The 22,531-nt window shown below is 70.0% G+C and carries 18 protein-coding genes; 11 read left to right on the forward strand and 7 right to left on the reverse strand.

Annotation, left to right across the window (positions count from 1 at the left end):
- The first annotated feature begins 193 nt into the window (after positions 1-193).
- Complete coding sequence (locus tag KV203_RS18480; RefSeq protein ID WP_246600216.1) at positions 194-1,852, forward strand: NTF2-like N-terminal transpeptidase domain-containing protein; 1,659 nt, start codon at positions 194-196, stop codon at positions 1,850-1,852.
- Here the strand turns inward: KV203_RS18480 and KV203_RS18485 are convergent.
- From KV203_RS18485 to KV203_RS18495, 3 genes are all read right to left on the reverse strand, one after another.
- Positions 1,833-2,204 carry a DUF3054 domain-containing protein gene (locus KV203_RS18485; protein WP_066469598.1) on the reverse strand — a complete coding sequence of 124 codons (372 nt, stop codon included), beginning with the start codon at positions 2,202-2,204 and terminating at the stop codon, positions 1,833-1,835. The two genes, KV203_RS18480 and KV203_RS18485, sit on opposite strands and share 20 nt — an antisense overlap.
- A 31-nt stretch (positions 2,205-2,235) precedes the next feature.
- Positions 2,236-3,294 (reverse strand): lysylphosphatidylglycerol synthase transmembrane domain-containing protein, encoded by a 1,059-nt coding sequence (locus tag KV203_RS18490; RefSeq protein WP_246600986.1) that lies wholly within the window; start codon positions 3,292-3,294, stop codon positions 2,236-2,238.
- Between the two features lie 91 nt (positions 3,295-3,385).
- Positions 3,386-4,876, reverse strand: coding sequence for an adenylate/guanylate cyclase domain-containing protein (locus KV203_RS18495; protein ID WP_066469283.1), 1,491 nt, complete (start codon positions 4,874-4,876; stop codon positions 3,386-3,388).
- 208 nt (positions 4,877-5,084) lie between these two features.
- Between KV203_RS18495 and KV203_RS18500 the strand changes: the two genes are divergently transcribed.
- The 5 genes from KV203_RS18500 to KV203_RS18520 all read left to right on the forward strand — a co-directional run bounded on the left by KV203_RS18500 (position 5,085) and on the right by KV203_RS18520 (position 10,722).
- A complete protein-coding gene (locus tag KV203_RS18500; protein WP_066469596.1) occupies positions 5,085-6,239 on the forward strand; it encodes an AI-2E family transporter in 1,155 nt (384 codons plus the stop codon).
- Entirely contained in the window at positions 6,236-7,366 is a 1,131-nt protein-coding gene (gene macS / locus KV203_RS18505) for a MacS family sensor histidine kinase (RefSeq protein WP_246600217.1), read from the forward strand. Before KV203_RS18500 ends, macS begins: the two co-directional genes overlap by 4 nt.
- 29 nt (positions 7,367-7,395) lie before the next feature.
- Positions 7,396-8,028 carry a response regulator gene (locus KV203_RS18510; RefSeq protein ID WP_066469593.1) on the forward strand — a complete coding sequence of 211 codons (633 nt, stop codon included), beginning with the start codon at positions 7,396-7,398 and terminating at the stop codon, positions 8,026-8,028.
- Between the two features lie 42 nt (positions 8,029-8,070).
- A complete protein-coding gene (locus tag KV203_RS18515; RefSeq protein ID WP_066469276.1) occupies positions 8,071-8,775 on the forward strand; it encodes a DUF1707 SHOCT-like domain-containing protein in 705 nt (234 codons plus the stop codon).
- Positions 8,776-9,000: 225 nt separating this feature from the next.
- Positions 9,001-10,722 (forward strand): outer membrane protein assembly factor BamB family protein, encoded by a 1,722-nt coding sequence (locus KV203_RS18520; RefSeq protein ID WP_066469273.1) that lies wholly within the window; start codon positions 9,001-9,003, stop codon positions 10,720-10,722.
- Between the two features lie 11 nt (positions 10,723-10,733).
- On the opposite strand, the gene KV203_RS18525 is transcribed toward KV203_RS18520, so the two are convergent.
- Complete coding sequence (locus tag KV203_RS18525; protein WP_083529967.1) at positions 10,734-11,315, reverse strand: TetR/AcrR family transcriptional regulator; 582 nt, start codon at positions 11,313-11,315, stop codon at positions 10,734-10,736.
- Between the two features lie 96 nt (positions 11,316-11,411).
- On the opposite strand from KV203_RS18525, the gene KV203_RS18530 reads away from it, so the two are divergent.
- The gene (locus KV203_RS18530; protein WP_066469270.1) at positions 11,412-13,241 is read left to right on the forward strand and encodes a DUF2339 domain-containing protein; all 1,830 of its coding nucleotides are present in this window, start codon (positions 11,412-11,414) and stop codon (positions 13,239-13,241) included.
- Here the strand turns inward: KV203_RS18530 and KV203_RS18535 are convergent.
- From KV203_RS18535 to trmB, 3 genes are read right to left on the reverse strand one after another with little or no spacing between them, the layout of a single operon-like run.
- Complete coding sequence (locus KV203_RS18535; RefSeq protein ID WP_066469268.1) at positions 13,201-16,041, reverse strand: MMPL family transporter; 2,841 nt, start codon at positions 16,039-16,041, stop codon at positions 13,201-13,203. The genes KV203_RS18530 and KV203_RS18535 overlap by 41 nt on opposite strands.
- The gene (locus KV203_RS18540) at positions 16,041-16,763 is read right to left on the reverse strand and encodes an NYN domain-containing protein (RefSeq protein WP_066469266.1); all 723 of its coding nucleotides are present in this window, start codon (positions 16,761-16,763) and stop codon (positions 16,041-16,043) included. Before KV203_RS18540 ends, KV203_RS18535 begins: the two co-directional genes overlap by 1 nt.
- Positions 16,760-17,509, reverse strand: coding sequence for a tRNA (guanosine(46)-N7)-methyltransferase TrmB (trmB, locus tag KV203_RS19835; protein ID WP_157079777.1), 750 nt, complete (start codon positions 17,507-17,509; stop codon positions 16,760-16,762). Before trmB ends, KV203_RS18540 begins: the two co-directional genes overlap by 4 nt.
- A gap of 88 nt (positions 17,510-17,597) precedes the next feature.
- Here trmB and KV203_RS19840 point away from each other — a divergent pair, with 88 nt between their 5' ends.
- The 4 genes from KV203_RS19840 to KV203_RS18560 all read left to right on the forward strand — a co-directional run bounded on the left by KV203_RS19840 (position 17,598) and on the right by KV203_RS18560 (position 22,514).
- Complete coding sequence (locus KV203_RS19840; protein ID WP_169797490.1) at positions 17,598-18,686, forward strand: hypothetical protein; 1,089 nt, start codon at positions 17,598-17,600, stop codon at positions 18,684-18,686.
- Positions 18,676-20,205, forward strand: a complete 1,530-nt coding sequence (locus KV203_RS18550) for a hypothetical protein (protein WP_066469263.1) — start codon at positions 18,676-18,678, stop codon at positions 20,203-20,205. The genes KV203_RS19840 and KV203_RS18550 overlap by 11 nt, the downstream gene beginning before the upstream one ends.
- A complete protein-coding gene (locus tag KV203_RS18555; protein WP_066469262.1) occupies positions 20,189-20,509 on the forward strand; it encodes a DUF6802 family protein in 321 nt (106 codons plus the stop codon). Before KV203_RS18550 ends, KV203_RS18555 begins: the two co-directional genes overlap by 17 nt.
- Positions 20,510-20,681: 172 nt before the next feature.
- Positions 20,682-22,514 (forward strand): phosphoenolpyruvate carboxykinase (GTP), encoded by a 1,833-nt coding sequence (locus KV203_RS18560; RefSeq protein WP_066469259.1) that lies wholly within the window; start codon positions 20,682-20,684, stop codon positions 22,512-22,514.
- The last annotated feature ends 17 nt before the right edge of the window (positions 22,515-22,531 follow it).

A 22,531-nucleotide genomic window follows, 5' to 3' on the forward strand; every position in this document is an offset into this window, starting at 1 on the left:
TCGCCCGAAGGCACGCCCAATACCTGGTGGGATCGTGGCTTTTGTTATCAGAGCGACAGGATTGAATCGCGCTCGGCGGATGCTCAGACCCCCGTTACACCGATATCGTAAAGGTGTCGTAGGTTCGGAACTCTTGTTGGAGCTACAACAAGGCTGGAGATTGGGCGTCATGGATTTTCGGGGATCCCGTCGCGTGTGGATCACAGCAGCAGCCGCGGTGAGCGCGGTCGTCGCGCTCACGTTGTCTGCTACCGGGTGTTCGCTAGGACATAGCGAGAGCGACGCCGAGGCGCTCGTTCGACATTTCACCGAGGCACTCGACCATCAGGATGTGACCAATGCAGCGGCATTGACGTCCTATCCGAACGCTGCCACGGCAACTATTCAGCAGATGTTCGACGGGCTGAAGGCGGACGCGGTCGACTACAAACTGACCCAGTTCATCGGGCTGGACGATGCGTCCGGGTTCTTCACCATGGACGTCGCCTGGCATATCGGCGAGAACAAGGACTGGATCTACTCGGTTCAGGGCAGCGTGCGCCGGTTGGCGGTGGGCTGGCGGATCTCCTGGGACCCCAGCGTCGTGATGCCCGAGCTGGGGCATCAGCGCACCGTGAAGCTGATCCGCACCGATGCGGCACCGCCGTTGGTGGATGCCCTGAACGGGCCGGTGCTGATGGCCGAGCAACCGGTCAACGCGATCCTGCTGGATCCGGCGAAGATGCCCGACCCCGGCGCCACCACCGCTGCGGTCGCCGCCACCATCGAGCCGGTGGCCCCGCTGGTGACCTCGCAGACCCTGCTGCAGGACCTGGTCGTCGCCCAGGGCAAGCCGATCACCGCGGTCACCCTGCGCGACCCCGACTTCGAGATCCTGGGCCCCGCACTGACCGGAATTCCCGGCGTCTCGGTGGAGAAGCAGCCCCGGCTGCTCAGCGTGGACCGGCGGATCGGCTCACCGGTGCTCGACGGACTACGCAACCTGTGGCAAGCCAACCGGGACACCACCGCGGGCTGGGCGGTGCAGACGTTCGAGGCCGACGGGAAGCCGGCGGTCCGGATGGCCGGGTATCAGGGCCCGCCCGGCCCGGACATCGCCGCCACCATGGACACGCGACTGCAGTTGGCCGCTACCGACGCGGTGGCCAGCATCGCCACCCCGGCGGCCATCGTGGCGATCCAGCCGTCCACCGGTTCGGTGCTGGCGGTCGCGCAGAACGGTTCGGCCACCGACCTCGGCCCGATTGCGCTGACCGGCCTGTTCCCCGCCGGGTCGAATCTGGACCTGTTCAAGACCGCCGCGGGCGCCGAGACGGGCACGCCGCCGTCGGACGTCACCGCCGACGACACCGTGCAGTACGCCTCCCGGCTGGGCCTCGGCGTCGACTTCAAGATCCCCGGTCTGAACGAGACCACCGGCCGGCTACCCGAATCCGGGATGGGCCTGGAACCGGCCCGCAGCGAACCGACCAACTCGGATGCGGTGCTGGTCAGCCCGTTCGGCATGGCGGTCGCGGCGGCGACGGTAACGCACGGCAATCTGGTGATACCGCAGATCGCCTTGGGCCACCCGGGCAGCACCCTCGCCCACCCGGAACCGCTGCGGCCGGATGTGATCGAGCGGCTGCGGGCGCGGATGCGGGAGGCGGCCAACGGGCCGGGCACCGAGGCGCTGCACGCCTTCCCGGACGTGGTCGGCATGCCGGCCACCACCGGCCCGGACCAGTGGTTCGTCGGCAATCGCGGCGACGTTGCGTTCGCGGTGTTCGCCCAGAACCCGGAGACCACCGACACCGCGATGAAGCTGACCAGCCGGATGTTCGCTGCGCTGGTCAGCCAGCCGGCCGCCTGAACCGCAGGCGGTAGAGGGCCCGCCAACCGAGGAGGAAGCAGGCGAGCACGACGGCCGCGACCACGACGAAGCTGACCGCAACCCCCTGGTCGGCGAGCGCACGCAACGCCATGCCGCCGGTCAGGGTGGTCAGCCACACCGTCCCCCCGTCGGGCAGCACGCGGTAGCCGAGCCGGGGTGCGCGCGACCGGCGACCGATCACCAGCAGCGCCCAACCCAGGCACAGCCCGGCCAGAAACGGCCACCACGTCGTCGCGACGCCGGCCATCGTGACGCCCTCCGCATGGCTCCGCCGACCGAGCACGACGAATACCAGCACCAGGACGACGTCGATCCCGAACGCCGGCAGCATCGATATCGGCGACCGGGCCGGCGGCGCCGCTTCAGCCGGCACGGTTCTTTCGCATCTGCTCTGCCTCCGCCCGCTCGAGCGCCACGTCGGACTCCAGGCCCCCGCTCTGGTGCCCGCGGAACAGGAACAGGAACACCACCCAGCCGACCATGGCCACCAGGATGAAGCTGACCCCGCGGTAGACGAATGCCGCGGCGACCGCCTGGGCCGCCGGCAGGCCGGCCGCCGAGGTGAGCGACGCGATCAGGGTCGCGTCCACGTAGACGATGCCGCCGGGTGCGAACGGAATCGTGCCGACCGCCTTGCCGAACGCGAACGCGATCAGCACCCCGGCCAGGCGCGGGTCGGCGCCGACCGCCAAGCAGGCGAAACCCAGGCAGGCGACGTCGCCCATCCGGTGGATCACCGCCCACAGCGTGGTCAGGACCGCGTCGCGGCGCCGCATCTCCACCGACTCGAGTTGCGTGATCATGTCGCGGACCTGTTGCAGCCCGTCGTCGGCGGGATGCCGGCGGATCGCGTTGAACCGGGCCACGCACCAGCGGACGACCGCATCGATCCGGGTCGGGTGCCGGGTGGCGTAGTGCCCGGCCCAGAACAGCGCGAGGATCCCGCCGATCGAGAAGATCAGGGTGAACGGGCTGGCCGAGCCACCGGCGAGGATGGCCCCGGCGAAGCCGAGCAACGCGAGTCCGACCGCCGCGATCACGCCCGAGATCGCCAGCTGCCAGGACGCGACGATCGGACTCGCCCCCCACCGCCGGGTCTCCCGGTAGGTGAAGCCGGTGGAGAACACCTGACCGGCCGGCAACGTGACCGACATCGCCGTCGACGCGTAGATCACCGACAACGAACGCCGCTGGCTGACCTCGACGTGTCCGGCATGCAACAACTGTTTCTGCATGCGCCCGAACCCACTGAGCGAGACCGCCTCGGCGACGACGCAGGCCGCCACCCAGCCCCAGTGGATATCGGTCAGGTTCTTCCACGATTCGTGCAACCGCGGCCAGAGATAGATTCCCTCGCCGATCAGCAATCCGCACAGCAACAGACCGGCCAGCCACTTCAGCCACCACCAGCGGCCGCGCACCGGGCGCGCACCGTCGTCCGACGATGCCGCCGCGCTGGAGCGATGCCGGCGAAACGACCGGGACGATGCTGGCCGGGGCACGTACGCAAGCCTAACCAATCGGTGGTACCACCTCGGGCACCACCGGCACCTCGAAGTCCACCGGCCAGGCCAGCTGGGTGCGGCGGCGGCGACCACGCAGCGCGATCGTCTCACCCAGCTCCCAGTGTTCCTGCTCGGCCGATTCGGCGAAATACAGCGCGCTGCTGGAGGCCAGCACCCGGGTCGGGTGATCCTTGGCCAGTTCGGTCAGCCGGGACGCCTCGTTCACCGGATCACCGATCACGGTGTACTCGAACCGATTGGCCGCGCCGATGTTGCCCGCGACCGCGAGCCCGGCCGACACCCCGATCCCGATGTCCAAACCGGCGATCTCGGCCAGGCCGGCCCGCAGCTCCCGGGCCGCCGCCAACGCGGCGGTCGGCGCGTCCGGCCGGTCCAGCGGCGCGCCGAACACCGCGAGCGCGGCGTCCCCGACGAACTTGTTGACCAACCCGCTGTGCCGGTCGACCACCGCGACGACCACCCGGAAGAACTCGTTGAGCAGGTCGACCACCTCGGTCGGCGGCCGCTCGGCCGCGGCGGCGGTGGAACCGACCATGTCGACGAACAACACCGCGACGAACCGGGTCTCACCGCCGAGCTCGGTGCCGTAGTGGAGCGCACGCTGCGCGACATCCGCGCCGACGTGCTGACCGAACAGCTCCTGCAGCTCACGTCGCTTGGCGGCTTCGTCCATCATCCGGTTGAACCCGACCTGCAGCCGGCCGATCTCGCTCCCGTCGAACACCTCCACCTGCACGTCGGTACCGCCCTTCTCGACGATCGCCATCGCCCGGGTGAGCTGACGGACCGGATCGGCGATGCTGGCACCGGTGAGCATGGACAACGCGCCCGCCTGCAGGATCACCACCGCGCAGAGCAGCAGCACCGCGATCGCCAACGAGTTCGGCGAGAACGTGAACCGGGAGGAAAGCTGGGTCACACCCAGCAGCACGATCCCGATCACCGGGGCGAAGGTGCCCAATCCCCAGGTCAACGCCATCCGAGTGCCGATCCCCGGGGTGTAGCTACGGTCGAACTCACCGTAGGCCAATGCCTCGGCCGCGACCGGGCGCAGGATCCGCTCACCGAGCATGTAGGAGAACCCGAACACCACCGTGGCCGCCATGCAGGCGGTCGTGATCACCACGGCGGCCAGCCCCGGCGCGACCCGGGTGATCTGAATCGACAGCACGCTGCCGATCACCACCCACAACGCCAGGTGGACGAGCGCCTGCCGCAGCGGCGCATTCAACGCCGCCACCTGTTCCTGCCGGCTCGGCCCGCCACCACGCTGCTGCCAACGCATCACCGGGCGCAGCATCCAGGCCGACGCGACCAGGCTCAGCACACCGCCGATCACCAGACAGATCGCAAACGTCGACTGGCTGGTGTGCCGCAGCTCCGCGTACTCCGGGGTCTGACTCACCGGGAGCCCGTAGACGATGAACAGGTACGCCATGATCGCGCCGAAGCCGTTCGCCAGCAGCATCGACGCCATGTACAGCGGCCACCGGGTATGCATGGTCTGTTTGACCGCTTCCAGGGGCGCCGACACGTTCACAATCTATCGGTTCGCCCGCCGCTTACCTTGGTTGTCCGACTTCTTCCCGGCATCGCCGCAGGTCTGGTTAGGCTCGACCACGATGAGCACGAACAAGGTGCCGGCTCCGGAGCGCGGCGCCGCGGAGGTTCCGCCGGCGCCCGAGATGCCGCCGCCGACCTCGGCCGACGCGGTCCACCCGCTGGTCCGGGTCGGCGCGGAATGGACCTGGCGGCTGCTCGTTCTGTTCGCCGGACTGCTCACCCTCGGCTATGTCGTGCAGCAACTCACCCCGGTCGTCGTTCCGCTGGCGTTGGCGTTGCTCTCCGCCGCCTTGCTGATCCCCATCGTGAACCGGCTGGTCCGGTTCCGGGTGCCGCGCTGGCTGGCGGTGGTGGCGACCGTCGTCGGCTCGATCGGCGTCCTCGCCGGAATCATGACGTTCGTCGTCGAGCAGTTCATCTCCGGCCTACCGCAGCTGAGCAACCAGATCACCGCCAGCATCGAAGAGATCCGGGAGTGGCTCACCGCCGGCCCGTTGCATCTGAGCGGAGATCAGATCAGCCGGGCCAGCGATTCGGTGGTGCGCGCCATCCAGTCCAACCAGGACGCGCTGACCAGCGGGGCGTTGACCACCGCGACGTTCATCGGCGAAGCACTCGCCGGCGCGCTGCTGACCCTGTTCATCCTGATCTTCTTCCTGCACAACGGCCGGCAGATCTGGGAGTTCGTCACCCGGATCGTGCCGACCACCAACCGGCCCGACGTCCGCCGCGCCGGCTCGGCCGCGTTCGTGACCCTGTCCGGCTACATGCGGGCCACCGTCGTGGTGGCCGCGGTGGACGCGATCGGGATCGGGTCGGGCCTGGCCATCCTCGGCGTGCCGCTCGCGTTGCCGCTGGCCTCGCTGGTGTTCATCGGCGCGTTCATCCCGATCGTCGGCGCCTTCCTGACCGGGTTCGTCGCGGTGTTCATCGCGTTCGTCAGCAAAGGCCCGGTCACCGCGTTGATCACGCTCGGCATCATCATCGCGGTCATGCAGCTGGAGGGCCACGTGATGCAGCCGCTGCTGCTCGGCCGGGCGGTGCGGGTACATCCGCTCGGGGTGGTCCTGGCGATCACCACCGGCATCGTGCTGGCCGGCATTCCCGGCGGGCTGCTGGCCGTGCCGTTGGCCGCGATGGCGAACACCGCGATCCGATCGCTGCTGGGCAAGGCCGACGAAGCGCCGCCGATCACGCTGATACCGGCCGACGACGATGTGCCGGATGAGCAGCCGGTCCCGGCGGCGATCGGGGACGACCGATCGCCGGGTCGGTGACCGACCCGATCGGTCACCTGTGGCGGGCCGCGCAGGTCTTCCGCCTGGTCACGCTGGTATATGCGATCGGCCAGCAGCTGGCCTCGGTACAGAACTACACCCGGCCGCAGCTGAGCTGGGTGCTGGTCGGGGTGATGGTGATGTGGACCGGGGTGGCCGCCGCCCTGCTCGGCGGCAATTCGGTGCCGCGCGGCTGGGTGGTGGTCGGCGATCAGCTAATCGCGGGGCTCCTGATCATCGGCACCCGGTTCGTCGCCGACCACGACTGGTATCACAACCATCAGACCTTCCCGACGAACCTCTGGGTGACCAACGCCGTGTTCTCGGCGGCGCTGCAATGGGGTCTGACCGGCGCATTGGCCTCGGCGGTGGGCTTGGCGGCCCTGTCCGCGGTGGCGCGCGAACTGATCGACCTCGACCTGTGGCGCGACGCCACCGCACCGCAGCTGATCGCGGCCGGCGCCGCCGTCGCGGTCGCGGCCGGCACCGGGCGCCGGGCGCACGACCAGTTGGAGCGGGCGATCCGGCTCACCGCCGCGACCGAGGAGCGGGAACGGTTGGCCCGGGAGGTGCACGACGGGGTGCTGCAGGTGCTGGCCTACGTCCGCCGCCGGGCCGGGGAGATCGGCGGGCCGGCCGTCGAGTTGGCCGACAAGGCCGGCGAACAGGAGATCGCACTGCGGATGCTCATCTCGGAACAGAACTCCGCCACGGACTCCGGCGGCGAGGCGGTGGACCTGCGTCCGTTGCTGCGCACCCAGGAGCGTGCCGGAGTCACCGTTGCCGCTCCCGGGGTACCGGTGCCACTCGACCGGCGGGTGGCGACCGAGATCGCCGCTGCGGTAGCCGCCGCACTGGCCAACGTCGCCCAGCACGCCGGACCAGGCGCGCGGGCCTACGTACTGCTGGAAAGTCTGGACTCCGAGGTGCTGGTCAGCGTGCGCGACGACGGGGTCGGTATTCCGCCGGAGCGACTGCATGACGCCGAAACCGAGGGACGGATGGGGGTCTCCAAATCGATCCGCGGCCGGATCGCTGCGCTCGGCGGGAGCGCGGCGCTGGTGTCGGCGCCGGGCGAAGGCACAGAATGGGAGTTCCGGGTCCCCCGAGACGGAGTGCGACAGTGAACGCCGAGCCCGCCCAGCAGTCGACCGTGATGGTCGTCGACGATCACCCGATGTGGCGTGACGGGGTGGCGCGCGACCTGACCGGCGCCGGCTTCGCGGTGATCGCCACCGCGGACGGGGTCGCCGCGGCCGCCCGCCGGGCCGCTGCGGTCCAACCCGACGTGGTGCTGATGGACATGCAGTTAGCCGACGGCAGCGGCACCACCGCCACCGCGGCGGTACTCCAGGTGTCCCCGCACAGCCGGGTGCTGGTGCTCTCCGCATCGTCGGAACGCGACGACGTGCTGGATGCGGTGAAGGCCGGCGCCACCGGGTATCTGGTGAAGAGCGCATCGGCGGCCGAGTTGATCGCGGCGGTCCGGGCCACCGCGCAGGGCCAGCCGGTATTCACACCGGGGCTGGCCGGGCTGGTGCTCGGTGAGTACCGGCGCATGGCCGGGGTGCCGGCGCAACGTAGCGCCCCGGCCGCGCCGACGCTCACCGAGCGGGAGACCGAGGTGCTGCGCATGGTGGCCAAGGGGTTGTCGGCCAAGCAGATCGCCACCCGGCTGACGATCTCGCACCGGACGGTGGAAAACCATGTGCAAGCCACGTTGCGCAAGCTGCATCTGGCGAACCGGGTCGAATTGACCCGCTACGCGATCGAGCAGGGCCTGGAATAGCACCGTCGGCCGAACCCGGCGGTACCGCACTACCCTGGAGGAATGGATCCACGGGACCTGCGGGTGTCCGATGCCGAGCGGGAGCATGTCGGGATTCTGTTGCAGCGCGCGGTGGGCCAAGGCATGCTCTCGCTCGGCGAGTTCACCGAGCGACTCGATACCGCGCTCGCTGCGCGTACCCGGAGCGAACTCAATGCGGTGCTGGCCGACTTGCCGGGTATCCGGATCGTCGCCCCGGTCGCGGCGCCCCAGCCGCCACCTGGTTATCGGCCCCCGCCGCACTACCGGCCGATCACCTATCGGCCACCGCCGCCGGGCTACCGGCCACCACCGCCGGGCTATCGGCCGCCGCTGCCCGGCCCGAACCACGACGTGGTCCGCGGCTGGTTCAGCAACATCTCCCGCAAGGGCGCCTGGCGGGTGCCGCCCCACCTGCAGGTGCACGCCCGGATGTCGGCCGTCACCCTCGATTTCAGCCAGGCCACACTGAGCTCGCCGGTCGTCGAGCTGGCAGTGGACAGCGCGTTCAGCAGCATCACCCTCGTGCTGCCGGAGCAGGCCACGGTCGACGTGAACGCGATCCAGCTGCTGGCTTCCGATATCACCAGCAAGGTGCGCACCGGCCCGCCGGCCGGCGGGTTGCACCTGGTGGTGCGCGGCCGGATCAGTTTCGGCTCGGCCACCGCCCGGCACCCGTTCGGCACCGGCATCCGCCGGATGATGGGTCAGGGCGGCAGCCAGCCCTGATCCCGCGCCGCCCGGCGCACCACTTCTGTACTACCGCACAGCGAATCGCACTCGAAAACCCGTGCGTACAGCGAAAGGGTGTGCGGCCGGGTGAAGTCCACCAAGGACAATTCACGGGTTCGGCCGACCGGCTCGGCCGCGAGGTGTATGTTCCCAAACAATACGAACCGTCTCGTAAACGAGTCGTGGCTGTCGGTTGCACTCGTCGATCCCGCAGAGGCCGAAATGTTCTCCACCGAAGGCGTCCTCGCCGTTACCGCAGCGCTGATCCTCGGATCGACGCTGGCACCACCGGCGGCCGCGCAGCAAACCGAAGGAAACTACGGCCGGCAGTGTTCGGGCTCGGTCGACCGGAACTCGCCGCGGCTGACCAGCGGCTTCGGCTTCGATCTTTCGAACACCCGGCACCAGGAAAGCCGGATCGATTCGAGCAACGTCGCCGGCCTCGGCGTCGCGTACAGCCACGTCGCAGTCGGCGCACAGGGCAAACGCGGTGCGCCCGCCGCGACCGACCAGGCGATGTTCTTCTCCGCTGGCCGGGACATCGTCGCGATGGACCGACACACCGGCTGCATCTTCTGGAAGTACACCGTCCCGGCATCGGACCTCGGAATCACGCTGGGTAAGAACATCGTTCGCTCGTCCAGCATCCTGCTGATCGACGATGATCCGAGCCGCCCGGCGCTGGTGGCAGCCGGCGACGCGCAGGGTCGGGTCTACGCGGTCGACGCCGTGACCGGTCAGCTCGCCTGGTCGGCGTTCGCCGGCGCGAACCCGCAGTACGACTGGATCACCGGCGGCCTCCAGTACTTCGACGGAAAGCTGTTCGTCCCGGTCAGCAGCCGCGAAGTGATCACCACCGCGGCCGACCCGGCCACCCCGTGCTGCACCACCCACGGTGTCCTGCAGGTCTTCGACGCCTACACCGGCGCCGTTACCTGGACCTACCACACCACGCCACCGGCACAGGAGCTGTCGCCGACCCCACTCGGCGGGCGGGCCCTCGGGCCGAACGGGGCCTCGCTGTGGGGCGTGCCCGCGATCGACCCGGCCAGCCGCACGGTGTACATCGGCACCGGGCAGAACTACTCGCCGCCGCTGACCGACACCTCGGACGCGATCATCGCGCTCGACCTCGACACCGGCAGTCGCCGGTGGGCCTTCCAGGCCCGAAAGGACGACATCTGGAACGCCGCGTGCGAGGTCCCGGCGCTCGGCCAGCTCAAGTGCGCCGACCCGATCGGACACGACTTCGACTTCGGCGCGCCGCCGATCCTGACGCGGCTACCGGACGGGCGCCGGGTGGTCTTGGCCGGGGACAAGGGCGGCGACATCTATTGCATCGACGCGGGTAACGGCTCGTTGATCTGGCGCAACGAGCTCGGCCGCGGCAGCGCCCTCGGCGGCGTGCACATGGGCATGGCGACCGACGGGAAGCGGCTCTACGTGCCGATCGCCGACGCGTTCGCTGACAAGACTTCGGCACTCACCAAGGATCTGCCGTCCCTGCTCGGCCCGAACGGACCGCAGGTGCCGGTGCAACCGGTGCCCGAAGGCCGGCCCGGGATCTATGCGCTCGACATCGCGACCGGATCGGTCGTGTGGGACATCCATCCGACCCACATCTACGACGGCGCCGAGTACATCTCGATCTATTCGGCCGCTCCCTCGGTGACCAACGATGTTCTGCTGGCCGGCTCGCTCGACGGCGAACTTCGCGCCTTCCGGACCGCCGACGGCACCGAGCTGGCCCGGTTCGACAGCGACATCGACGTGGTCGACGTCGCCGGAAACACCGGCGCGGGCGGCACGATCGATTCGGTCGGAGCGGTCCCGGTCGACGACACGATCCTGCTCAACTCCGGCTACAGCAATTTCGGTGGTATCGACGCATACCAGGCGGGGCCCGGCAACGTTCTGTTCGTGCTGAAGGTGCCGGCACGCTGAGCGAGATGTCGTCACGCCGAGCGCAGGCTCGGCGTGACGACCGCGACGAGATCGGTCAGAAACCCGGGCTCAGCCGTCGGCCGAGTCAACAGGCGGTACAGCGCAAGCCCGACGATCGACTCCGCCAGCACCGCCCGATCAACCGCCGGATCCAACTGCCCGGCTGCCGCAGCCGCGTCGAACCGCTCGACCAACAGGTCCTCGGCCATCCGGGTCAGCCCGGAATAAAGCGCGACCCGCACGCTGTCGTTCTCCGCCGCGGCAGCGGCCAACGCCCGCAACACCATGCTCGCACCCATCGCGACGACCTCGACCTCGCCGAACCAGTGGTACAGATCCGTATGGAGGTCGCCGGTATCCGGCAGTGAATACCGCTCGATCTCGATCAGGTTTCCGGACAGCACGGCCTCGGCGAGGACGTCACTCTTCGACGGCCACCAACGATAGATCGTCTGCTTGCCGACTCCGGCCCGGGCGGCGATGTTCTCGATGCTCATCCCGGCGTAGCCGAGTTCGGCCGCAAGTTCGAGCGTCGCCGCCAGAATCGCCGCTCTGGCCCGCTCACTGCGCACCCGTCCACGTCCAGCCGTCATCGACACCCACCGTACGTCGGTTCTGGCCGAAAGCCCTCAACTCACCTGCGTAGCACTACGCATCCGATCCGGCCGCGATCGGCGGAGTGTAACGGCATGACCATTCCGACTCCGCCGCCGATGATCGATCCGCGCCTGGTCGCCCGGGTATACGACCAGTTCGCCGTACTGAACCATCAGCTGGGCGCGCTCGGCCGCGATCTGACGCTACTGCGCCAGCAGGCTGGGCCGATCGCTCCAGCTCCCGCGCAACCGCCGTACGTTCCGGCCGCACACCAGCAACCGGCCGTTCCGCCGCCGATGCCGCTCCAGCCGCGTCCGGTCGTCGCGGCCCGGCCCAAGCCGGAGCCTTGGTGGCAGCGCGACGGCGTGATCAGCCGACTGCTCGCCGCGGCCGGCGCCGGGGTGACCCTGATCGGCGTGGCGCTGTTGCTGGTGCTCGCGGCCCAAGCCGGATTCTTCGGCCCGATACCCCGGGTGATCGGTGGCGGGCTGCTCGCGGTCGCGTTGGTCGAGGCCGGTCGGCGGGTATACGGCCGGGCCGGTGGCCGGGTCGGCGGAATCGCGCTCGCCGCGACCGGGATCGCCGCCGCGTTCCTCGACATCGTCGCGATGACCACGATCTATCACTGGCTGACCCCCGCGGTGGGCCTCACCGTGGCTCTGGCGATCACCGCCGGCGGTGTCGCGTTGGCGACGCATTGGCAGACCCAGCAGCTGGCGTTGATCGTGGTGGGCGGCGCGGCAGCGCTGGCGCCGGTCGTCACCGGCGGTCTGTCGATCACGCTGATCGCCTTCCTGCTGGTACTGCAGATCGGGTGCATCCCGGCTCAGCTGTCGAACAACTGGCCGTACCTGCACGTCGCGCGGACCGTCCCCGTGGTGCTGGCCCTGCTCGGGGGGATCGCCGCCGGTATCATCGGCAGCTCCGGCCGCCAGGAGCACGTCCAATTGCTGACCGGCGCCCTGCTCGCCGCGATCGGCGGTGTCGCCGGCGCGATTCTCGTCACCCGGCGACACCCCGGCGACCGGGCCGCCAGTGCGCTGCTCGCGGTAGCCGTGTTGCCCCTGCTTGTGAGCGGTTCACTGTTCGATCGACCGTTCTCGGCGCTGGCGCCGGCGGCCACCGCAATATTGCTGCTCGCCCTCGCCGCGCTCCGCCCCCTGGTATGGCATCTGCGACTCGTTGCGCTGCTTGCCGGTTCGCTGGCCCTCCTGCAGACCTGGGCCGCGGTGACCGACGCGGCGCTGTTCACGACCTCGTTGCTGGCGACGGCTCTCGGCTACGCCGCCGTCGCCGAGCAGACTCGGCAGCGGGCCGTCGCGGTGGTCGCGGTCGGGTTTGCCGGGCTGGGAGTGCTCGGCTTCGTCGGCATCGCCACGCTGGACGCGTTGACCACCCCGTCGGCGGCGGTGCAGCACCTGGACTCGTCGGTGATCCTGGCTGCAGCGGTCGGCTGCGCGGCGCTGGCCGCACTCGGACGGGCCGCCCGGCACACCGGACTGATCACTGTGCGGTTCGCCGACCTCGGCTGGGCCGTGCTGTCCGCGGTCGCGTTGTACCTGGTCACCGCCGGCACGATCGCCGCCGGGGTGGCGATCGGCGGCGCCACCGGCTTCGTCGCCGGGCAGGGGATCGCCACGATCGCCTGGATGACGGCCGCGACGCTGGCGCTCGGCTACGGCCTCCGCGCCGGCCGGAACGCGCACGCCGCGCTGGTCGCCGGGCTTGCGCTGACCGCTGCCGCGCTGGCCAAGCTGTTCCTGTTCGACCTGGCGACCCTGAGCGGACTGATCCGGGTGACCGCGTTCCTGATGGTCGGTCTGCTGTTGCTCGGGGTCGGCACCCGCTACGCCCGGGCGTTCGCCGACCGCGACGATCCGGTCACGGACGACGCTGCCGGCGCAGCAGCTCGTCGACACTGACCGACGTCGAGTGGTCGACACCACCCCGGTGTCGACCACCGTCGTGTGCGGTGCCGTTCGGTACCGCGGTGCCGTTCGGTACCGCCGTGCCGTTCGGCACTGCGGCGTCCGTGGCCGGTGCAGTGCCGTTCGGCACTGCGGCGTCCGTGGCCGGTGCAGTGCCGTTCGGCGGTGCGGTGCCGTTCGGCGGTGCGGTATTCGCTCGATCCGCTCGTCCGGTCACCGAACTGCCGTTGGTGACGCCGGTCGCCGGCCGCTGCGGTGCGCCGGTGGGCCGGGGCGGCACCACCCGCTGTTCCGGTACACCACGCGGTACGAGCGGCTGCTGCTGGGTGGGCGGCTGAACCCGCTGCGTCGCAGGCGCCTGAACCCGCTGCGCCGTAGGCGCCTGAACCCGCTGCGCCGTAGGCGCCTGAACCCGCTGCGCGGCAGCTGCCGGCACGCGCTCCGGGGACACCCGCTGTACCGGATGGCGCTGCACCGGCTCGACCCGCTGTGGCGGCACCGGCCGCTGCTGGGTGGTCGGCGGCGCGGCCCCGGTAGCCAGGGCCCGGCGCATCGCGGCCGAGCTGATCGGCGTGGTCTGCATCTCGGCCCGCGGCACGCCCACCAGCCGGACCGGCGGGATGTTCTGCGGCATCTTCTCTTCCGACAGCACCGGCTCACCGAGCCCGATCCGCTGCTGCACCTTCTGCAACCAGGCCGGCGCCCACCAGCAGTCGTCGCCGAGCAGCTTCATCGTGGCCGGCACCAAAAACATTCGGAGCAAGGTGGCGTCGATGATCAGCGCCGAGATCATGCCGTAGGCGATGTACTGCATCATCACCAGCTGGGACAGGCCGAACGCGCCGGTCACCACGATCAGGATCAGCGCGGCCGCGGTGATGATCCGGCCGGTGTGCGCGGTACCGGTCCGCACCGCTTCGGCGGTACTCGCACCCGCCGACCGGGCCTCCACCATCCGGGAGAGCAGGAATACTTCGTAGTCGGTGGACAGGCCGTAGATGATCGCGATGATCAGCACGAGCACCGGCGAACTGATCGGCCCGGGCGTGAAGTTCAACAACCCCGCACCATGCCCGTCGACGAAAATCCAGGTCAGGATGCCCAACGTCGAACCGAGGCCGAGCGCGCTCATCAACGCCGCCTTGATCGGCAACACCAGTGAGCCGAAAGTCAGGAACATCAGCAAGGTCGTGGTCAGCACCACCAGCACGATCATCAGCGGGAGCCGGTCGAGCAACGCGTGCACGCTGTCGTACTCGATCGCCGGCGTGCCCCCGACCAGCACCCGCACACCCGGCGGTTCCGGCATCGATCGCAGGTAGTCGATCGTCGGCCCGGCGTCGGCCTGGTCGGCCAACTTGGCCGAAAGCACCCAGACGCCGTCCTTGGTCACCTCGGTAGGCAGCTGGAACTCGCTGCGCAGCCCGGGCGCGGCGTTGGCCTGCTTGCGCAATGTCCCGACGTCGAGACTGTTGTCGGTCTCGACCACCAGCAGGATCGGATCGGTCGGACGCAGCGGCCAGAGCTGGTCGAACTCCTCCTGGGCCAGCCGCGCCGAGTTGTCCGGCGGCAGGTACTTCTCGCTGATCCCACCGAACTTGATCCCGTTGACCGGAATGATCAACAGCAGCAGACCGATCACGATCGGGATCGCCACCTTGAGCGGGTGACGCATGACGAAGCGGGTCAGTCGACCCCAGATGCTCGCCTCGATCTCTTCGTCCGACTTGGTGCGGCGGATCGCCTTGAACCCGAGTGCGTCGACCCGCGTCCCGAGCACGCCGAGGATCGCCGGTAACAGGGTGATCGCCGCCAGCGCCGCGATGCTCACCGTCGCGATGGTGCCGTAGGCGACGGATTTCAAGAACCCTTGCGGGAACAGCAACAACCCGGCCACGCTGGCGATGATCATCGTCGCGGAGAAGACCACCGTGCGCCCAGCGGTCAGCACGCTGCGCCGCACGGCGACCTGGGTGGACCGCCCGGCGGCCAGCTCCTCCCGGAACCGGCTGGTGATGAACAAGCCGTAGTCGATCGCCAGGCCGAGCCCGACCAACGAGACGACCGAGGAAACGAACGCGTTGACCTCGGTGAATTCGGTCAACAGCTTGACGATGCCGTTGGCTGCGAGCACGGTGAGACCACCGATCACCAGCGGCAGTGCCGCCGCGACCAGGCCACCGAACACGAAGAACAGCAACAGTCCGACCAGCGGGATGGCCAATATCTCCATCCGGCGCAGATCTTCCTGCATGGTGGCGTTGATCCCGCCGGTCACCGGCTGCAGACCGGCCAACTTCACGTCGACACCCGGGATGGCGAAGGCGTCCTCGACGTCGCGAAAGTTCTTCGACACCTCGGTGTCGTTGTCGCCGCGGATCGCGATCGACTCGAACGCGTGCTCTCGGCTCTGATCCGCCGCGACCCCGCTGACCAGCGACGCGCCCGGCACCCGGAAGTAGCCGCCGTTGATCGCGAGGATCTGCTCCGGATGCTGCTGCGGCAACGCGATCAGCGCATCGGTGACCTTCTTGTTGAATTCCGGGTCGTCGACGGTCTTGCCCGGCGGTGCCGTGTAGATCGCCAGCACGTCGGCGGAATGATCCCGGCCGTAGGTGCCGTCCTTCAGCAGCGCGGCGGCCGTCGACTCCGAGCCCGGGTCGTCGAATCCGCTCTGACTCAGCCGGTCCTCCAGGCCGATCCCGTAACCCCCCAGAGCGAGCATGCCGACGACCATCGCCCCGATGACGGCGTATCGGAGCCGGTAGACCAGGTCTCCCCAGCGGGCGAACACTAGGCGGCCCCCACGCCGCGCGGCGACAACAGCGCCGAAAGCGGGCGCAGCGGCTGCAGCCACGCGCCGGCCTCGGGCAACGAATCGAGACTGATCCGCGGCAACGGCTCACGGAACACCCCGTCGATGTCCTCCAGGTCGATGAACTCGAGCAGGTCGTCGGCCAGCGCCCACGGCGCGTGTTCGCGAAAGCCGAGCACCCGCACCGGAATACCGGCCTGGGCGATCCGATCCAGCGGTCGTTGGAAGGCCTGCCCGTCGGCCGACGCGACGACCAGCGCAGCGAGTTCGTCGTCGGCGAACCGTAGATCGATGTGCGATAGCATGTCCGCGTCGACGTCCGAATCGTCATCTTTTTTCGGCTTGGCAAACACCGCGTAACCGACGTTGCGCAGCGCCTCCACCCATGGTCGCACCACGTCGGCGCTGCCCGGCGCGATATTGGTGAACACGGTGGCCTCCGCCTCCAGCGGTAGGTCTGGACCGCCGGTCCGGCGGTCGTAGCTGTCTCGGTCGATCGCCTCGGACTGCTCGGCGACATAGTTGAGCAGCCATCTGCCGAGAGCATCGAAACGCGGCCGGTAGGCGGCGGTCGGCCGCCCACCCAGGATCGCACCGAGGCCCATGTCCAGGTTCGGCGCATCCCAGACCAGTAGTACCCGCCGGACGCCGGCTCGGGAAACCGCCGTGCCGGACGCGTCGTTGTTCGGCGCGGCGCTCATCCGTCGGTCCTCTGCCAGATCAGTTCGCTCACCGGGCTCCCGGCGCGACGTGCCTTGGCCTCGAACTTGGTGACCGGACGGGTCGCCGACCGGTCGGCGAAGTCGGCCCAGTCGACCCGCCGCAGCGCCAGCTCGGCATCGCCGACCGTTGCGATGAACTGCGCGTATTCGGGGTGGTCGGTGGCGACATGCAGCGTCCCGCCGGGCACCAGCCGGTCGGCGATCAATCGCACGGTCGCCGGCTGCAGCAACCGCCGCTTGTGGTGCCGGGACTTCGGCCAGGGATCGGGGAAGAACACGCGGACCGCCGTCAGCGATGCCGGCGCCGTCAGGTGCTGCAGCACCTCGACCGCGTCGCCCCGGAGCAACCGCAGGTTGTCGATCCGGTCGCGCTCGATCCGGTGCACCAGTTGGGCCAGGCCCGGGAGGTAGACCTCGACACCGAGCAGGTTGGTCGCGGGCTCCGCGCTGGCCATCGCCGCGGTCGCGGTTCCGGTACCGCAGCCGATCTCCAGCACGACCGGGCCGGGCCGGCCGAACCAGGCCGCCAGATCCACCGGGCCGGCGGCGAGCAGCTCGTCGTCCAGCGCCCGGCCGACCCGCGGCCAGGTTCGCTCCCAGACCTGCTGCTGCAGGGGGGTCAGCGCGGCCCGCCGGGACCGGAAGCTGGTGACCCGGGGATAACGCCCGGACCCCCGGGGCGGGGCGGTCGCGGTAGCCGAGCCGATGTCGTTCACGACGCCTATTGTCCATGCCCGCGGCGCGGCAGTACTGCATGTGGGCCCCGCCGCGCCATACCGATCGCCCCGGTATCGTCGCCGAAAGGAGGGGGTGGTGGGTATGCCGGTGGCTGAACTGGACCGACTGGTCGACGAGGTGGGCCGAGATCCGGACGCCCCCGGCGAATGGCTGACCCGGCTGCGCGGCGCCGTCGCCGAGTTTGCCCGGCCGGCAACCGTGCAGCTCGTCGGCCGTGCCGGCAGTGGCCGCACCTCGATCGTCCGCGCGCTGGACCTGTCCGCCGACGCCGAGCTCGCCCCGATCGACGACCCGACCGTTCCCGCCGGACCCCGTCCGGACGCGGATGTGGTACTCCACGTCGTCGCCGACGCGATGCAGCCGGGCGACCGGCACCTGCTGACCGACCGACCGACCGCCAGCCGCCTGATCGTGCTGAACAAGGCCGATGCGGTCGGTCCCAACCCGGCTGCGGCGCTGGACCGCTGTGCGGAGTACGCCGCCCGGACCGGCGTCCCGGCGCTGCCGCTGGTGGCTGCGGTGGCCGCCCGGCTGAGCGCTATCGGGGTGCCGTCCGCCGACCTCGCCGAGTTCCGGGCACTCGCCGCAAGCGGCCGCCCGGCGCCGGACGCAACCGTCGCCGAACACCCGCTGCTCACGCACTGGCAACCGTTCGGCGTCGGCTGCGCGCTCACCGTGCTCCGGCACGACCCGGCGGCGACCGCCGACCGGCTGCACCAGGTGCTGGAAGCCGCCAGCGGGGTGCGTGCGGTGCGCCGCACGCTACGAAATCTGACCGAGCGCGCGGCGGCACTGCGCGGCGGGCAGCTGCTGGACGAGCTGGACCGGCTCGCCGCGTTGACCGCTGCCGGCCCGGACGGACCGGCGCGCGACGCGCTGGACACGTTTCGCCGCGGACCGATCGCGGCGCGAATCGGGCTGCTCGCCGGGCTGGCCGCGGCCGCGATCGCAGCGTCCCGTTCGGCCGGCCGGCCGGAGCAGCACGTCGCCGAGCACCCCTTCACCCTCGTCGACCCGCCGGACGCCGCGACCGCGCTGGCCGCGGCGCAACATTGGCGGACGGTGGCACGCTCGGCCGACAGCGCCGCCATGCGCCGCGCGGCCGAACGCGTCCACCGTGGCTATACCTGGTCCTGGGCGAGGCTGGACGGCCGTGTCGATTGAGCGGGAGCTGGCGACCCGCGCCGCGCTGCGGCGGTGGAACCCGGCCGGAGCGCGACTGTTGCGCCGCATCGACGGCGGCGATCCGGGCTTCGACCTGCTCGCTCTGCTCGGCCCCGCGGGGGTCGGGGTGTCCACGATGGCGGCCGAGCTGACCCGCCGGGCCGGCATCCGGGCCGACGACCGGCCGAACCCGATCGACGGAATCCACGCGGCGGTGACCCTGATCCTGCTCGACGCCGGCACCCCGACCGATCGGTCCACGCTGCGCACCCTCGCCGCTGCCGCCGCCTCCGGCAGCCGGGTGGTGCTGGCCCTGAACAAAATCGATGCCCATGCCGGCTGGCGAACGGTCGCCGACCAGGACCGGGACCGGATCGCCGAGCAACTCGGCGGTCCGGACCGTCCGCCGCCGATCCACCCGGTGTCCGCGCTGACCGGCCACGGTCTGGCCGAACTGATCGGCGAGCTGCGGGTAGCTTTCGCCGACGCACCGGCCCGGGCCGCCGACCGGCTGGTCCGGGCCCGGGCCCATGCCGTCGCGATCGCCCGCGGTCGACTGACCGACGAAATGGCAGCGATCCGGGCCGCGGGCGACATCGCCGAGTTACGAGCCGAGCGCGCTCGATTGGCCGGCGACCAGATGGCCACCCAGGCCGAGTCGCTGCGTCGGCTGCGCAGCCAGTTCCAGTTGGCCAGACTGGACCTGTCGCACGAGGTGGGGGTCACGATCCGGGCGCTGAGCGTCGAGCTGCGGGACGAGCTGAGCCGGTCCGACCGGGCGCGGCTGCGGGACTATCCGGCGCGGCTGACCGAGCGGGTGGCGGCGACCGAGGCGGCACTCGGGGGCGCGATCGCGGCCCGGATCGCCGACATCGGCCGGCAAGTGCTCATCGAGCCGCTCGCCGCCGCACCGTTCGCGCTGGAACCGCCGGGCGCCGAACCGGCAACGCCGCCGCCCCCACCGTCGCCGCGCCGGCCCGGCCTGGAGGACAAACTGGTGGTTGCGGTGGGCGCCTCGGCCGGGCTCAGCCTGGGCCGGCTCGCCGTGTCACCACTGTCCCTGGTGCCCGCGCTGGACATGGCGACCGTGCCGGCGACGCTGCTGCTCGGCGCGGGCGCCGCCTGGTGGTTGACCCGCTCGCGGGGGCAGCTGGCCGATCGGGCACACCTGCGGCAATGGACCACCGACACGCTGACCGACGTGAAAGCTCAGCTCGACCAGCGGGTCGCCGCGGCCCTGGTCGCCGCCGAGGTGACCACTGCGGAGCGGCTCACCCGGCGCAGCGCGGACGGCGTGGGGGCAGCGAATCGACGGATCGCGGCGCTCGATGCCGAACTGCACCGGGCCAGCGCCGGGGCCAGCGGCCGGCTCGCCGCGTGCGCGGCCGACCTCACCGCACTCGACCGCCACCCGGCCGGGGAACCGATCCGCGCCGAGCCGCGTCCGAACGGACAAGGCCCCGAAGAATCGGCGGGCACCGCGACCGACCCCGGGAGCAACGATGATCGAGTCCGATGACCTGTCCACCCTCGGTTGGACCAGGTTCGACCTGCCCGACCTGGACGCCGACCGTCCGCTGGACGATGTCGGGCCGATCGATATCGGGGAACCGACGATCGACCTCGACGGGGACGCCGTTGCCGACACCGTGACCGAAGCCACCACCACCGGGCTGGTGGTGGCCACCGACAGCGACCGGGACGGGCTCGCCGAGCACGTGACGATCATCGACCGAACCGGGGAATACGCCGGTTGGCAGTACCGGCACGACGAGTGTGGCGGGCGGTGGGAACGGACCGCCGGGGGTACGATCGGCAGCTGAAACCCACGCCGAACAGGCGCCGCGGCCTCTTTCCGATCAGCTGCCGTTCTCCGACGGGTACGACCCAGCTCCGCGCGTGCAGCCTTCCCGGGTTACCCTCGGGTATCCAGGCATCCGGCATCGTGCGATGGTCCGTAAGCCTCGCGACCGGCACCGACTCCAGGAGAATTCGATGACCTCAGCGACCGTTTCCGGGATCCGAGCCGAAGACACCCCGCCCACACAGCACCGCGAGCTGATCGCCTGGGTCGACGAGATCGCTGCGCTGACCGAGCCCGACCGGGTGGTCTGGGCCGACGGATCCGACGAGGAATGGGAGCGGATCACCACCCAGCTGGTCGACGCCGGCACCTTCCGCCGGTTGAATCCGCACAAGAAGCCGAACTCGTTCCTCGCCCTGTCGGACCCGTCCGACGTCGCGCGGGTGGAGTCGCGCACCTACATCTGTTCGCGCGACGAGTCCGACGCCGGGCCGACCAACAACTGGGTCGATCCGACCGAGATGCGCGCGACCATGACCGAGCTCTACCGCGGCTCGATGAAGGGCCGGACGATGTATGTCGTGCCGTTCTGCATGGGCCCGCTCGGCGCCGACGATCCCAAGCTGGGCGTCGAGATCACCGACAGCGAGTACGTCGTGGTGTCCATGCGGGTGATGACCCGGATGGGCAGTGCCGCACTGGCCGCGCTCGGGACCGACACCCCGTTCGTCAAGTGTCTGCATTCGGTGGGCGCGCCGCTCGCCGACGGCCGGGCCGACGTGCCGTGGCCGTGCAACGACACCAAATACATCACCCACTTCCCGGAGGACCGGGAGATCTGGAGCTACGGCTCCGGGTACGGCGGCAACGCACTGCTCGGCAAGAAGTGCTACTCGCTGCGGATCGCGTCGGCGATGGCGCACGACGAGGGCTGGCTCGCCGAACACATGCTGATCCTCAAGTTGATCTCCCCGGAAAACAAGAACTACTACATCGCCGCCGCTTTCCCGAGCGCATGCGGCAAGACCAACCTGGCGATGATCCAGCCGACGGTCCCGGGCTGGCGCGCCGAGACGCTCGGCGACGACATCGCCTGGATGCGCTTCGGCAAGGACGGCCGCCTGTACGCGGTCAATCCGGAAGCCGGATTCTTCGGCGTCGCACCGGGCACCAACCGCAGCTCGAACCCGAACGCGATGGACACGATCGAGGCGGGGAACACGGTGTATACCAACGTGGCTCTCACCGACGACGGCGACATCTGGTGGGAGGGGATGGAATCCGAGCCGGATCACCTGATCGACTGGCACGGCAACGACTGGGAACTGCGCGAATCCGACGGCAAGGCGGCGCATCCCAACTCGCGGTACTGCACACCGATGTCGCAATGCCCGATCCTGGCGCCGGAATGGGACGACCCACAGGGCGTGCCGATTTCGGCGATCCTCTTCGGCGGGCGGCGCAAGACCACCGTCCCGTTGGTCACCGAGTCGCTCGGCTGGGAGCACGGTGTCTTCATGGGCGCCACGATGTCGTCCGAGCAGACCGCGGCCGCCGAGGGCAAGGTCGGCGCGGTGCGCCGGGACCCGATGGCGATGTTGCCCTTCATGGGGTACCACGTCGGTGACTACATCGCGCACTGGCTCGACCTCGGCAAGCAGGCCGACGCGAGCAAGCTCCCGAAGATCTTCTACGTCAACTGGTTCCGCCGCGGTGAGGACGGCCGGTTCCTGTGGCCCGGATTCGGCGAGAACTCGCGGGTGTTGCAATGGATCATCGGCCGGATCGAGGGCACGGCGGACGCCGAGTCCACCCCGATCGGCAATGTGCCCACCGCCGCACAGCTCGATCTGGCCGGGTTGGATGCCGCCCCGGCCGACGTGGACGAGTCGTTGCGGGTCGACCTCGACGAGTGGCGCCGCGAGCTACCGATGATCGAGGAATGGTTCGAGTTCGTCGGCGACAAGCTGCCTTCCGGGGTCCGGGACGAGTTCGAAGCGCTGCGCCAACGGCTGGACGGCTAGCATGAGCACCGCGGACC

The sequence above is a fragment of the Skermania piniformis genome (assembly GCF_019285775.1).
Lineage (GTDB): Bacteria > Actinomycetota > Actinomycetes > Mycobacteriales > Mycobacteriaceae > Skermania > Skermania pinensis.